The sequence below is a fragment of the Novilysobacter viscosus genome, from assembly GCF_046600715.1.
GTDB lineage: Bacteria > Pseudomonadota > Gammaproteobacteria > Xanthomonadales > Xanthomonadaceae > Lysobacter_C > Lysobacter_C viscosus.
Window position 1 is genome coordinate 233,930 of sequence record NZ_JBJMAV010000005.1, and the last position, 13,950, is coordinate 247,879.

Sequence of the window (13,950 nt, forward strand, 5' to 3'; positions counted from 1 at the left end):
CCATTCCCGCTTTAGAGGTTCCAAAACATGGCTGCCAAGGAAATCCGTTTCGGTGAGGACGCGCGCGCAAAGATGCTGCGCGGCGTCAATACCCTCGCCAATGCCGTCAAGGCCACGCTCGGCCCGAAGGGCCGCAACGTCGTGCTCGAGAAGAGCTTCGGCGCGCCGACGATCACCAAGGACGGCGTGTCCGTCGCCAAGGAGATCGAGCTGGCCGACAAGTTCGAGAACATGGGCGCGCAGATGGTCAAGGAAGTCGCTTCCAAGACCTCCGACATCGCCGGTGATGGCACCACCACCGCCACCGTGCTGGCCCAGGCGCTGATCCGCGAGGGCATGAAGGCGGTCGCCGCCGGCATGAACCCGATGGACCTCAAGCGCGGCATCGACAAGGCGGTCACCGCCGCGGTCGCCGAGCTCAAGAGCATTTCGCGTCCGTCGTCGACGTCCAAGGAAATCGCCCAGGTCGGCGCGATCTCGGCCAACTCCGACGCCAACATCGGTGACCTCATCGCCCAGGCGATGGACAAGGTCGGCAAGGAAGGCGTGATCACCGTCGAAGACGGTTCGGGCCTGGAGAACGAGCTCGACGTGGTCGAGGGCATGCAGTTCGACCGCGGCTACCTGAGCCCGTACTTCATCAACAACCAGCAGTCGATGCAGGCCGAGCTGGAAGACCCCTTCATCCTGCTGTACGACAAGAAGATCTCCAACGTCCGCGACCTGCTGCCCGTGCTGGAAGGTGTGGCCAAGGCCGGCAAGCCGCTGCTGATCGTCGCCGAGGAAGTCGAAGGCGAGGCACTGGCAACCCTGGTGGTCAACACCATCCGCGGCATCGTCAAGGTCTGCGCCGTGAAGGCGCCGGGCTTCGGTGACCGTCGCAAGTCGATGCTCGAGGACATGGCCGTGCTGACCGGCGGCACCGTGATCTCCGAGGAAGTCGGCCTGCAGCTGGAGAAGGCGACCATCGCCGACCTGGGCCGCGCGAAGAAGGTGCAGGTCTCCAAGGAGAACACCACCATCATCGACGGCGCCGGCGAGACCTCGGGCATCGAGGGCCGCATCAAGCAGATCAAGGCGCAGATCGAGGAGACCTCCTCGGACTACGACCGCGAGAAGCTGCAGGAGCGCGTGGCCAAGCTGGCCGGCGGCGTGGCGGTGATCAAGGTCGGCGCATCGACCGAGATCGAAATGAAGGAGAAGAAGGCCCGCGTCGAGGACGCACTGCACGCCACGCGCGCCGCGGTCGAGGAAGGCATCGTCCCGGGTGGCGGCGTCGCCCTGATCCGTGCGCTGGCGTCGATCGGCGAGCTCAAGGGTGCCAACGAAGACCAGAACCACGGCATCGCCATCGCCCTGCGCGCGATGGAAGCACCGCTGCGCGAGATCGTGACCAATGCCGGCGAAGAGCCGTCGGTCATCGTCAACAAGGTCAAGGACGGTTCGGGCGCCTACGGCTACAACGCGGCCACCGGCGAGTACGTCGACATGCTGGAAGCCGGCATCCTGGACCCGACCAAGGTGACCCGCACCGCGCTGCAGAACGCGGCGTCGATCGCCGGCCTGATGATCACCACCGAGGCGATGGTGGGCGAAGTGCCGAAGAAGGACGAGCCTGCCGGCGGCGGCATGGGTGGCGGCATGGGCGGCATGGGCGGCATGGATTTCTGATTCGCCCCCACGTCTGTCAGGAAGAGGCCCGCTTCGTGCGGGCCTTTTCTTTGGGCATTCCCTGGCATGGCTTGAGGGCGAAACTGCCGCTGCACCGCGCGGCACTGGACAGGCCGCCGGCGCTCTTTCTGAACCGCCCGGTTCTTTTTTGCACTGCAGCGTGCAATGGTCCTAACGATTCCTTCACGATCGACCTGCGTCCCGACGTGGGGGAGGGAGCAGGGCCCGCTACCGGTTCGACCGGGGCGGGCCTTTTTTATGCCTTGTCTGCAGGGCTTCCGGGCTCCGCCTCGGGAAACGGCCGGTTCGTCTTCGAGCTTCCCTCCTCTGCCGCGCTTCCCCGCTCATCAGCTGATCGCGGGCCGCCCTCGCCATTCTCCCGTTCACGGCGCCGCGGCTTCTGTCGCGCCCGGTTGACGCGTGCAGGGCATTGGCGCCAGCGCGGCGGACCCTGTAGAAGTGTGACGCGGTTGGCGAAATGCCGGCCGTTCCCCAGCGCCCGGCAGGCAGTCGGTGGGAGCGGGCGCCGGGTTCCGTAGCGGTAAACCTGTAGCAGGAAAGTTTCGGGCAGGGGCGGCCGCCCGGGGGAGTGCGTGCGTCTGCACGCTTCAATCAATCTTGACGGAGTGGATCCATGAAGAATGCGAGTGTTCTGGCCACCAGTATTGGCCTGGCCCTGATCGGACTGGGCGCGGCGGCCACCGCGCAGGCGGCGACGTACGTAGTGACGACCCACGGCAACGGCCTGGGCAATACGCAACTTGAGCGCATCCGCGCGGCCGGCGGAACGGTCACCGCGCAGCTGCCGCAGGTCGGACTGGCGATCGTGGAAGGTGGCGATGGATTCGCCTCGGCCGCCGGCGCGATCCCCGGTGTGTTGTCTGTGACCCGCGACATCCAGTTGCAGTGGGACCTGCCCGAACCCGAGGTCGCGCCGATCACGGCCGAGGCCTTCATGAATCCGCCGTTCTCCGGCGATGACGACCGCTTCTTCGACCTGCAGTGGGGGCACGCGGCGGTCGATGCCGCCGGCGCCTGGAACGCCGGCTTCCGCGGTGCGGGTGCGACGGTCGCGGTCCTGGACAGCGGCATCTACTGCACGCATGCCGACATTGCCCCGAACCTGGTCGGCGGCGCGTCGTTCGTACCGGGCGAGACCTTCTGCAACACGGCGGGCAGCTCGCACGGTACGCACGTGGCCGGCACCATCCTGGCCAGCGACAACGCCATGGGCACGATCGGCGTCGCGCCGCAGGCCAAGCTGCTGGGCGTGAAGGTCCTGAGTGCGGCCACCGGCAGTGGATCGTTCAGCGGAATCATCCAGGGCATCGTCTGGGCGGTGGACAACGGCGCCAATGTCATCAACATGAGCCTGGGCATCCGCAACGGCCTGCCGCGCGGCGGCCCGGGCGCGAACGAAGTGGCCGACCTGATCAACGCCACCAAGCGCGCCATCCAGTACGCCAATGCCAACGAAGTGCTGGTGGTGGCCTCGTCGGGCAACGATGCCCGGGACCTGGACAAGGACGCTGACGTGATCAGTTTCCCGGGCCAGTTGCCGGGCGTCCTGACCGTGTCTGCGCTGGCCCCGGAAGGTTGGGCCCTGCGACCGGACACCAACCTGGACCTGCTGGCCAGCTACAGCAACTACGGGCAATCGGCGATCCACTTCGGCGCCCCTGGCGGTGACAGCCGTTACCCCGGTAACGAAGCGTGCCAGGTGGGTCCGGTGGTCCAGGCATGCTGGGTGTTCGATCTCGTGTTCAGCACCACCCAGGTCCGCAACGGTTCGAGCTTCTACAGCTGGAATGCCGGCACCAGCATGGCCGCGCCGCACGTATCGGGCGTCGCCGCGCTGGTCTATGGAAAGCATCCGGGAATCAAGGCCTCCCAGGTGGAGTCCATCATGCGGCGCTCCGCCGACGACGTGGGCAAGCCGGGCAGGGACGCCGCCACCGGCAATGGTCGCGTCAACGCCGCGCGGGCCGTGGGATTCTGAGGCGATGACGCAAGGCGCTTGAGGGCCGACGGGGCCGCCGCGAGGTGGCCCCGTTTTCTTTGGGTGGGGCGGGTGTTGCCGGCGCCCGGGTGGCCCCGGGACAGGGGCCCTGACACTCGACGTGTCGGCGTTCCACCTGCCGGACGGCTGGCCGGTCCGGGCCCTGGATGACGGCCTTGCGCTCCGGCAGGCGCGCGCTATGGCCGCCACCGGGGGAGATAACCGCGACCCGGGTCGCGCACGTTATCCGGAGAATTACCAAAGAAGGTTCCAGTCCTCGCAACAGGCATCGTGGCGGCGTTGTTGGCCGGCGGTGCGCAGGCGGCCACCTACGTGGTCCAGGCCAAGGCCCTGGCATTCGACCAGGCGCTGTCCCGGAAGTTGGAGGCCAACGGAGGCCAGGTGCTGCGGCGCTACCCGCAGATCGGCGTGGCGATCGTGGAGGCCGACGACGGCTTCGGCGGCCGCGCGGCACGCATCCCGGGCATCCGCTCGGCGGTCAGGGACATCGCGCTGCACTTCGGGATACCCGAAGCGGTCACCCTCGGCTTCGACGAGGCCGCTGCGAACCCGCCCGACAGCGGCGACAACGACGCCCTCTACAACCTCCAATGGGGCAACGACGCGATCGATGCGGTGGAAGCCTGGAACCGTGGCTTCCGCGGCACCGGCGCGACGGTCGCGATCCTCGACTGGGGCCTGGACTGCGACTACCCGGACATGGTCCCGAACAACATCGCCGCGCTCTACGCGTCGTTCGTGGCGGGCGAGCCGGTGTGCACGCTGCCGACGGGTTTCAACCACGGCACGCACGTGGCCGGTACCGTGGCCGCGGCCGACAACGCCTTCGGCACGATCGGGGTTGCCCCGGACGCGGACTGCTTCGCGGTCAATGTGCTTTCGGCATTCACCGGCAGCGGCAGCTTCGACAGCATCCTGTCGGGCATCGTCTATGCCGCCGATGCAGGGGCCGACGTCATCAACATGAGCCTGGGCGTGCGCGGCGGGTTGCCGCTCAACCAGGACACCAACGCGCTGGTCCATGCGGTCACGTGGGCGGTGCACTACGCAGGCGGGCAGAACACCACGGACCTGGTGTTCAGCACCTCCAACAATGGCTGGTCACGGACCGGCGGCACCAGCCCGGCCGCGCCGCACGTGGCGGGCGTGGCGGCACTGTTGATAGGTGCGGCCGGCGGTGAAATGTCGCCCGCGCAGTTGAGGACGAGTTGAACCGGGATGCCGACGACATCGGTGATCGCGGCACCGACGCCTACTTCGGTCGCGGCCGCATCAACGCCGACCAGACCCTGTAGGTCCCTGCGTCGCGGCAGGTGGCCGGCCGCGGACGCAAAGCGACCGGCCGGCACAGGCGCCCGCCCGCCGGCGGGCGTCCTGTTGTCGGCTGCATGCCATCATCACCGGATGCAGGAAGCGCTCGACAAACTGGTGGCCCGTGCCTTGCAACGCCTGCAGGCGGCGGGTGCCTGGCCCGGTGGCACGCATACGGCCGATGCGGCGACCCACCTGTCGTCCCGGGGGGACGACAACGTGCGCGTGTCCCTGGAGCGCCTTGCCACCGCCAGCGATTTCGCGATCGACACATTGGTGCGACAGCCGGAGTTGCTGGCCGTGTTGCTCGATGATTCCGCCACCCCGGTCGCCGAACCGGTGCTGGAAGCGGGCGAACGCGAAAGGTGGATGACGCAGCTGCGGCGCTTCCGTGCGGCCGAGTCGACCCGCCTGGTCTGGCGTGACGTGCTCGGGCTGGACACGGTCGAGGCCACCCTGGCCGGCAGCACCCGGCTGGCCGAGTCGTGCCTGCGCCTGGCGCTGTCGGCGGTGGAAGGCGAGTCCATGGCCCGCCATGGCATGGTGCGCGATGCCGCAGGCAGCGAGCAGCGACTTGTGGTGTTCGGGCTGGGCAAGCTGGGCGGGCAGGCGCTGAACTTCAGCTCGGATATCGACCTGGTCTACGGCTTCGAGGAAGGCGGTGCCTCCGACGGCGCCCGGCCGCTGGACGCGGAGACCTACTTCACCCGCCAGGCGCAGCAACTGGGGCGGCTGCTGGACGAAATGACCGCCGACGGCTTTTGCCACCGCGTCGACCTGCGGCTCAGGCCATACGGAAATGCCGGGCGCGTGGCGTGGTCGTTCGCCGCGATGGAGCAATACTTCCAGCACGAGGGCCGCGACTGGGAGCGCTACGCATGGCAGAAGGCGCGCCCGGTCGCCGGTGACATCGACGCCGGCGAACGGTTCCTGGAAGCGCTGCGCCCGTTCGTCTACCGGCGCTACCTGGATTTCGGTGCGCTCGACGGCCTGCGTACGATGAAGGCGTCGATTGCGGCCGAGGTCGCGCGCAAGGAACTGGCCGACGACATCAAGCGCGGACCGGGCGGGATCCGCGAGATCGAATTCCTCATCCAGGCACTGCAGTTGATCCGCGGCGGACGCGAGCCGGAGCTGCGCGGGCGCGGGTCGATGCAGGCCCTGGATGCGCTGGTCGAGGCCCACCAGGTGGATCCGGCCGCGGGCGAAGCGCTCACGCTTGCGTACCGCTTCCTGCGCCGGCTGGAGAACCGCCTGCAGATGCTTCGCGACGCCCAGGTGCACGCGGTGCCCGTCGAGCCGTTGGATCGGCTGCGGATCGCGCGGGGCCTGGGACATCCTGGCTGGGCGTCGCTGGCGGCCGAGCTGGAAACGCAGCGGGCAGTAGTGTCGGAAGAATTCGATGCCTTGCTCGCGCCGCGCCGTCGGCATGCCGCGCCGGACGCCCTGGCCGGCTATTGGCACGCCTTGCCCGAGGCCGGCGAGCCCCGGGTGCTTGCCGATGCCGGCTTCGCCGATGCCAGCGCCGCCGACGCGGTCCTGCGCGACTTCGCCCGCAGCCCCGGCGTGGCGAGCCTGTCCGATGCCACGCGTCCGCGCCTGGACCGGGTGATGCCGGCGCTGCTGCACGGCGCGGCTTCCTCGGGCGAACCCATGCTGGCCCTGCGACGGCTGCTGGCGATGCTGCACAACATCCTGCGTCGCAGCGCCTACCTGGCGCTGCTCGACGAGGAGCCGGCCGCGCTGGCGCGCCTGGTGGACGTGGTCGAACACAGCGCGTTGCTGGCAGAGCGCCTGGCCGCCTACCCGCTGTTGCTGGACGAACTCCTGGACGCGCGTGTATCGGGCCCGCTGCCCGACCGCGCCGGGCTGCTGGAGGTGTGCGATGGGGTCGACCCGGAAAACGCGCTGGGCACCGACACAGAAGCCACGTTGCAGGGCCTCAACGAACTTCGACAGGCGCTCGGTTTCCGCATCGCGATGGCGCTGCGCGACGGCCGCCAGGAGGCGGCCGACAGCGCGCGCCAACTGGCGTGGCTGGCTGACGGCGTGGTGCGCCGCGTGCTCGCCCTGGCCGAACGCGAAGTGGCCATGCGCCATGGCCGCGTCCCGCAGGCGCGCTTCGCGGTGATCGGCTACGGCAGCCTGGGAGGAGAGGAGCTGGGCTTCGGTTCGGACCTCGACCTCGTCTTCCTGTATGACGCTGCCGCGGATGCGGAGTCGGACGGCCCGCGTCCGCTTGAGGCACCCCGCTGGTTCGTGCGGCTGGCGCAGAAAATCGTCGCCCTGCTGGGCGCGCCCACCGGCGCGGGCCACCTGTACGAAGTCGACGTGCGGTTGCGGCCCGACGGCGCGGGCGGCCTGCTGGTGTCGAGCCTGTCTTCGTACGCGGACTACCAGGCGCACCGGGCCTGGACGTGGGAGCACCAGGCGTTGGTGCGCGCGCGATGCGTGGGCGGGGACCCGGGGTTGTGCGCGGCGTTCGAGCAGGTGCGGCACCGGACCCTGGCCGCGCCCCGCGATCACGCGGGGCTGCGCGCGGACGTGGTGCAGATGCGGGCGCGCATGCGGGCCGAACTGGACCGCAGTGGCGCCGACGGCTTCGACCTCAAGCAGGGCGAAGGCGGCCTGGTCGATCTGGAGTTCCTGCTGCAGGCACTGGTGTTGGGAAACGCGTCGCGAGACCCGGGGCTGCTGCAACCGCGCGCGACGCCCTTGCTGGTGGACGCTGCGCAACACGCGGGCCTGTTGCAGCCGGGCGAGTCGCGCCGCCTGTCCGAAGCGCATGCCACGCTGCTGGCACGGGCGCTGGAATGCACCCTGGACCGTCGCTCGCGGCGCGTGGCCATCGATGACGGAATCCAAACCGCGCGCACGTCGATCCGGGAAGTGGCGCAGAACCACGGGCTGGATTTCTCCGCCGCACCGGTGGGCGGGCAGTGAGCCCAGCGTGGCAGTGCGCGGGCAACAGCGGGTAACCGTCGATCGCCGTTCGCATTCCTGCCGGCCCTCGAGCGCTTGCCGACGAACTGCCGGTTGATGCGCGGGAGGCGCCGGGGCAGGCGGTACTACCTGCCTTCAGGGCCGGTTCCCAACCGATTCCCGGACCGGATCAAAGCCGCAGCCGCGACCGCACTTCGTCGGCAACGCGCGCGGTCTCGCGCAGCGGGGTGACCGCCCAATCGGCCAGGGCATCGTCCAGCAGCCGCACGCGGCCGCTGCCCAGCAGGCTGTCGAGGAACCGGCGCGGCCGTCCGTGGAGTGCGTCGCCACCGGCAACGAATACCGGCACGTCGGTCGCGCAGGCCTCCGACAGCATGTTCACCGAGTCGGCGGTGCAGACGATGCGGTCGGCCCAGGCCAGCAGCCCCGCATAGGGGTTGGGACCGGGTTCGATGCCGGTCCAGACCACGCCGGGAATGCCCATGAAGCGTTCGCGCAGGTGGCTCCTGGCGGTCGCCGGGGTGCGCCTGGACGCGGTCGCCAGCACGCTGCCTCCTTCGCGCGCGACGGCCGCGCCAATGCGCGCCGCGGCCTGCCCGAGCAATCCGCTGTCGAAGCTTGAATGGCGGCTGTGCCCGCCCAGCAGCAATGCGGTGCGCGGTCGGGGGAAATCTCCCAGCGCGACGAACTCGTGTCGTGCCGCGGCCAGCCACGCGTCGTCTACCGGGTTCAGGCTGCCCAGCATGCGGATCACGTTGCCGCCCGACAGGCCGTCGTGCTCCGGGGCGATGACCAGGTCCCAGTGTCGCGGTGGGATGCGCGGGGCGAGTATCTGCACGCTTCGTGCACCCCGTGCGGCCAGCAGGCGGGTGGCGAGCGCCGCCCGGCGGCCGCATCCGATCGCCAGTGCCGGCGGTCGGGCCAGCGCGCGCTGGAAGTCCTCGCCGAAAGCGCGCGCGGCGCCGGGCAGCCGGCGTGGCGCGGCCCATTCCCACGGGGCCCGGGCCTGCAGCGCCCAGGCCCGCGCGTCCAAGCCGAGCGCGCGTACCAGCGCCTCGGCTTGGCGTACGTTGCCGGCGTTACCGTCGGTGAGCGTCCAGGTGGGAGTGGCGCGTTGTTGCATGGGTGTGTTCAATCCGTTCCGAAGGCGGCCTCTGTTGCCCTGCCGGCAAGACTCTACACTGGCCCGCCACGGTGCTGCCCTGCGCGCCGACGCGCGCCCGCCGTGCCGCCGTACCGATATGAACCAGGAGAACCGCATGTCCCGTCCGCTGCCCGATGCCTCGCTCGACCAGCTGTTCCGCACTGCCCGCACCCACAACGAGCTCGGCGGCGAAGTCAGCGACGACACCCTGCGGCAACTCTACGAGCTGGCCAAGTGGGGTCCGACGAGCGCCAACATGTCGCCGGCGCGGCTGGTGTTCGTGAAGTCGGCCGAGGCGAAGGCGAAGCTGGAGCCGGCACTGGACGAGGGCAACCGTGCCAAGACCCTGGCGGCGCCGGTCACGGTGATCGTCGCCCATGACGAGGACTTCCACGAAAAGCTGCCGTACCTGTTTCCGCACACCGATGCCAAGAGCTGGTTCGAGGGCCCGCGCGAGGGTCGCCGCGAGGCGGCGTTCCGCAACGGCAGCCTGCAGGGCGCCTACCTGATCCTGGCCGCGCGCGCGCTGGGCCTGGACACCGGGCCGATGTCGGGCTTCGACAACGCCAAGGTCGATGCCGCGTTCTTCGCCGGCACCGCGATCAAGTCCAACTTCCTCATCAACCTGGGGCACGGCGACACCGCCAATCTGTTCCCGCGCTCGCCGCGCCTGTCCTTCGCCGAGGCCGCGCGCATCGAGTGATGCCGTGCCCCTCGCCCCCACGTACCGGAGAACCGCAATGAAGCGCCTGCTGCTGACCCTCGCCCTGTCGACCGCCTTCGCCGCCCCGCTCGCCGCCGCGCCGGTGACCTACGACATCGACCCCAACCACACCGACGTGACCGCGCAGTGGAGCCACTTCGGATTTTCCAACCCCATCGCGCACTTCGGCCAGGCCGACGGCGCGATCACCTACGACCCCGACAACGTCGGCCAGTCATCGGTGCAGGTCACCCTGCCGCTGGCCGGGCTGGAAGCGCACGTGCCGGCGTTCAACGAACACCTGCGCAGCGACGATTTCTTCGATGCCGCCAACCACCCCGAAATCACCTTCGCCAGCACCCGGGTCGAGGCTGCGGGCGAGGGCAGGCTGCGCGTCGTGGGCGAACTGACCATCCGCGGCGTGACCCGCGAGGTCGTGCTCGATACCACCATCAACAGGATCGGCGAGCAGCCGATGGCCAAGCGACCGGCGGCCGGGTTCGACGCGACCACAACGATCAAGCGCAGCGACTTCGGGCTGGGCATGTATGTGCCCAACGTCAGCGACGAGGTGCAGATCCGCATCACCACCGAGGCGGTGGTGCCCAAGCCCGACGCGGGCTGAGGCGGCACCGGACATGATCGTCTTGCGTCCCGGCGCCGAGCGCGGCCAAGTGCAGCTCGACTGGCTCGACAGCCGGCACACGTTCTCCTTCGGGCACTACTACGACCCGGCGTGGATGGGCTTTGGCATGTTGCGGGTGATCAACGAAGACCGCGTCGCGCCGGGCGGCGGCTTCGAACCGCATCGGCACGCCAACATGGAGATCCTCAGCTACGTGGTGTCCGGTGGCCTTGCGCACCGCGACAGCACCGGCGGCGGGGGTGTGATCGGACCGGGCGAACTGCAGTGGATGAGCGCCGGCCACGGGGTCGAGCACAGCGAGTTCAACGCCTCCGACGTGGAGCCGGTGCACTTCCTGCAGATCTGGTTGCAGCCCGACCGGGTCAACGCCGCGCCTGCCTACGCCCACCGCGGCGCCTGCGAGGGGGGCGGTGCGTGGACGCTGATGGCCTCGCCCGACGGCGCCGACGGCAGCCTGGCGATTCGCCAGGATGCGCGGCTGTTCGAAGCGCGGCTGGACCAAGGGGAAGCGATCGGCCGCCCGCTCAAGTCCGATCGGCGCTACTGGGTGCAAGTCGTTGCGGGCGAGCTCACCGTCAACGACCGGGCCGCATCGGCCGGCGACGCCCTCGGCCTGGTCGACGAGGCCGGCGAGCTGGCGCTGGAGGCCATCGGCCGCGGGCAGGCGGTGGCGCTGGTGTTCGACCTGCCGGGCTGACCGCTTGGCATCGATCGCCGGGGCCGGCTGCTAGACTGCGGACCCCGCGAGAACACCCATCGACATGACCGCCGCCGCCCAGCATCCCACCCAGGCCAACGCCCAGCAGCGCTACACCGTGACCCGTGCGGACCTGCCGGTTAGCTGTCCGATGCCGGCCATGGCGCTGTGGAACTCCCACCCGCGGGTGTACCTGCCGGTCGAAGCCGAACGCGAATGCCAGTGCCCGTATTGCGGCGCGCATTTCGTGCTCGAGGACTGAGCCGGACCCCGCCCGGTGGCGGCCGTGACCGGCCCGCGCGCCCTTTCGGCCCCCCGGCCCGGCCCGGCCGGGCGCCGGACCATCGTGCAGCTGCTGCCCGCCCTGGAGTCGGGCGGGGTCGAGCGTTCGACCCTTGAGATCGCCGCAGCGCTGGTCGCTGCAGGCCATCGCGCCCTCGTGGTCTCCGCGGGAGGCCGGCTGGTGCCGCGGTTGCTGGCGCTGGGCGCCGAACACATCACCCTCGACATCGGACGCAAGTCGTTGCTGGCCCTGCGGCACGTACGCCCCTTGCGGGCAGTGTTGCTGGGCGAGCGCGCCGACCTGGTGCACGCGCGCTCGCGCCTGCCGGCGTGGCTGGGATGGCACGCCGTCGCGGGGATCGATCCCGGTACGCGTCCGCGCTTCGTCACCACCGTGCACGGGCTGAACTCGCCCTCGCGCTACAGCGCGGTCATGACCCGCGGCGAGCGCGTGGTCTGCGTGTCCGATACCGTGCGGCGCTACGTCCTGCGGCACTACCCAGGGATCGATGCGGCGCGGCTGCGGGTGATCCCGCGCGGGATCGACCCTGTTGATTTCCCGCGCGCAGTGCGGCCCGATGCCGGCGCGCGTGGGTGGGCGGAGTCGCTGTATCCGGCGCTGGGGGGGCGCGGCCCCCTGTTGCTGCTGCCCGGACGCGGCACGCGGCTGAAAGGCCACGCCGACGCGCTCGAGCTGCTGGCGGCGTTGCGGGCCAGCGGGCTGGATGCGCGCCTGTGGCTGCCGGGTGCGCGCGAGCCCGGGCGTGGCGCCTATGTCCGGGAGCTGGAGGCGCAGGCGGCCGCGCTGGGCCTCGACGGCGTGGTGGCGTTCTCCCCTCCGACCGACGCGATCGCGCGCGCGTACGCGGCCAGCGACCTGGTGCTGCAACTCTCGCGCAAGCCCGAAGCCTTCGGCCGCACGGTGCTGGAGGCCCTTTCGGTGGGTCGGCCGGTGCTGGGCTGGGCGCACGGCGGGGTGGGCGAACTGCTCGAGCAGCTGCAACCGTCGGGAGCGGTGGCGGCGTTCGATACCGCCTCGCTCGCGCAGACCGCCGCCGCGCTGCTTACCGAGTTACCGGCCTTGCCGCCGTCGATCCCCTACACCCTTGGCGCCATGCAGGACGCTACCCTTGCCGTCTATGCCGAACTCCTCGACCCCGCCTGCCGCTGAGGCCATGCGGCCCGGCCGCACCATCGCCACGGGCTGGCGCTGGGCACCGGCCTGGATACTCACCCACGTCGCGCTGTGGCCGGCCCCGGGCTATGCCGAGGCGGTGCTGGTACTGGGTGCGCTGGTGGCCATCTACCAGCTGGTCGCGGCGCGCTTCCGGGGCGGGGCGGAGCTGCTCAGCCACCAGGCCTGGGCCCTGAGCAGCGTGCTGTTCTTCGCCTACTGGCTGCCCGAACTGGTCTCGGCGCTCGACTCGGTCGACGTCAGGCGGGCGCTGCGCGAGGCGGCCCTCGACCTGCGTTACCTCCCGTTCCTGTGGCTGGCTGCTTCGGCGGTGGCCAGCGAGCGGGGCCGCCGCACCACCTTCGTCGGGCTGGCGGTGATCATGGCGGTATGGACCGCCGATGCGCTGGCGCAGGCGGTGTCCGGAACCAGCCCGCTGTTCTTCGGGATCGACTCGGCCAAGCAGCTCATCAGCGGTCGCGGCATGTGCACCGCGGAGGACATCGCCAGGGTCGATCGGCTCAGCGGCGTCCTCGGGCCGTGCAACCTCAAGCTGGGTCTGGTGCTGGCCAGCCTGTCGCCGTTCCTGCTGTTTGCCGCCGGGCGCCGCTTCGGCGCGACGGGCTGGCTGATGGCTGTCGCGGCGGTCGGACTGGTGGTGGTGCTGGCCGGGTCGCGCGCGTCGTGGCTGACCTTCGGCCTGGTGATCCTGGTTTCGGGCTGGGGCCTGCTGGGCTGGCGCAAGCTGCTGGGTGTCTTCGCGTTCGGGGCAATTGCATTGGCGGTGCTGACGGCCGCTTCGCCGCAGGTGCGCGAGCGCGTGATGCGTACCACGCACGTGCTGCAGGCCGACGGGGAGGGGGTCGACATGGCGCTCTCGGGCCGCTCGCGGATCTGGGGCGCGGCGGCGTGCATGGTGCGCCAGCAGCCGCTCAACGGCGTGGGAGCACGCGGCTTCCGCGAAGCATTCCCTGGCTGCGATCCCCAGCCCGGTGAGGTCGCGGCGTGGGGGGACGGGCCGGCGCTGCACGCGCACCAGATCGTCCTGGAAGTGCTGAGTGAAACCGGGTTCTTCGGCCTGCTGCTGTGGCTGGCGGGTGCCGCCATGGCCTGGCGTGCGTGGCGTTTCTCCGATGCCGTGTCGCGTGAGAAGGCGCGGCCGGCGATGCTGGCGCTGGCGGTAACCGTGTTCCCGCTGAACACGCACCTGGCGTTCTATTCGACCTTCTGGGGCGGCCTGACGCTGTTGCTGGCCGCGCTGTACGCCGGCAGCTTGCTGGCGTCGCCGGACGGCACGGATCCCACGCCCGCCGCGGCTGGCTGATCGCGCCACCCACCGCGGGAGCCGCTGGTCGCGCG

Annotated in this window: 11 protein-coding genes; 10 read left to right on the plus strand and 1 reads right to left on the minus strand. The window is 70.3% G+C overall.

The window, feature by feature from the left end; translation table 11 throughout:
- Window positions 1-27: 27 nt before the first annotated feature.
- The 4 genes from groL to glnE all read left to right on the plus strand — a co-directional run bounded on the left by groL (window position 28) and on the right by glnE (window position 7,945).
- Window positions 28-1,671, plus strand: coding sequence for a chaperonin GroEL (gene groL / locus ACJQWL_RS10000; protein ID WP_330968297.1), 1,644 nt, complete (start codon window positions 28-30; stop codon window positions 1,669-1,671).
- 634 nt (window positions 1,672-2,305) lie between these two features.
- A complete protein-coding gene (locus ACJQWL_RS10005) occupies window positions 2,306-3,670 on the plus strand; it encodes a S8 family peptidase (RefSeq protein WP_330968298.1) in 1,365 nt (454 codons plus the stop codon).
- 291 nt (window positions 3,671-3,961) lie between these two features.
- Complete coding sequence (locus ACJQWL_RS10010; protein ID WP_330968299.1) at window positions 3,962-4,903, plus strand: S8 family serine peptidase; 942 nt, start codon at window positions 3,962-3,964, stop codon at window positions 4,901-4,903.
- 192 nt (window positions 4,904-5,095) lie between these two features.
- Complete coding sequence (gene glnE, locus ACJQWL_RS10015; protein WP_330968300.1) at window positions 5,096-7,945, plus strand: bifunctional [glutamate--ammonia ligase]-adenylyl-L-tyrosine phosphorylase/[glutamate--ammonia-ligase] adenylyltransferase; 2,850 nt, start codon at window positions 5,096-5,098, stop codon at window positions 7,943-7,945.
- 169 nt (window positions 7,946-8,114) lie between these two features.
- On the opposite strand, the gene ACJQWL_RS10020 is transcribed toward glnE, so the two are convergent.
- Window positions 8,115-9,068: a mitochondrial fission ELM1 family protein gene (locus ACJQWL_RS10020; protein WP_330968301.1), complete on the minus strand. Its 954-nt coding sequence runs from the start codon at window positions 9,066-9,068 to the stop codon at window positions 8,115-8,117.
- A gap of 136 nt (window positions 9,069-9,204) precedes the next feature.
- Between ACJQWL_RS10020 and ACJQWL_RS10025 the strand changes: the two genes are divergently transcribed.
- The 6 genes from ACJQWL_RS10025 to ACJQWL_RS10050 all read left to right on the plus strand — a co-directional run bounded on the left by ACJQWL_RS10025 (window position 9,205) and on the right by ACJQWL_RS10050 (window position 13,915).
- Window positions 9,205-9,792: a malonic semialdehyde reductase gene (locus ACJQWL_RS10025; protein WP_330968302.1), complete on the plus strand. Its 588-nt coding sequence runs from the start codon at window positions 9,205-9,207 to the stop codon at window positions 9,790-9,792.
- Window positions 9,793-9,829: 37 nt separating this feature from the next.
- The gene (locus ACJQWL_RS10030; protein ID WP_330968303.1) at window positions 9,830-10,417 is read left to right on the plus strand and encodes a YceI family protein; all 588 of its coding nucleotides are present in this window, start codon (window positions 9,830-9,832) and stop codon (window positions 10,415-10,417) included.
- A 13-nt stretch (window positions 10,418-10,430) separates the two neighbouring features.
- Window positions 10,431-11,135: a pirin family protein gene (locus tag ACJQWL_RS10035; protein WP_330968304.1), complete on the plus strand. Its 705-nt coding sequence runs from the start codon at window positions 10,431-10,433 to the stop codon at window positions 11,133-11,135.
- Window positions 11,136-11,199: 64 nt separating this feature from the next.
- A complete protein-coding gene (locus tag ACJQWL_RS10040; protein ID WP_330968305.1) occupies window positions 11,200-11,397 on the plus strand; it encodes a zinc-finger domain-containing protein in 198 nt (65 codons plus the stop codon).
- 24 nt (window positions 11,398-11,421) lie between these two features.
- The gene (locus ACJQWL_RS10045) at window positions 11,422-12,588 is read left to right on the plus strand and encodes a glycosyltransferase (RefSeq protein ID WP_330968306.1); all 1,167 of its coding nucleotides are present in this window, start codon (window positions 11,422-11,424) and stop codon (window positions 12,586-12,588) included.
- On the plus strand, window positions 12,557-13,915 hold the full coding sequence (locus tag ACJQWL_RS10050; protein ID WP_411300879.1) for an O-antigen ligase family protein: 1,359 nt from the start codon (window positions 12,557-12,559) through the stop codon (window positions 13,913-13,915). Before ACJQWL_RS10045 ends, ACJQWL_RS10050 begins: the two co-directional genes overlap by 32 nt.
- The last annotated feature ends 35 nt before the right edge of the window (window positions 13,916-13,950 follow it).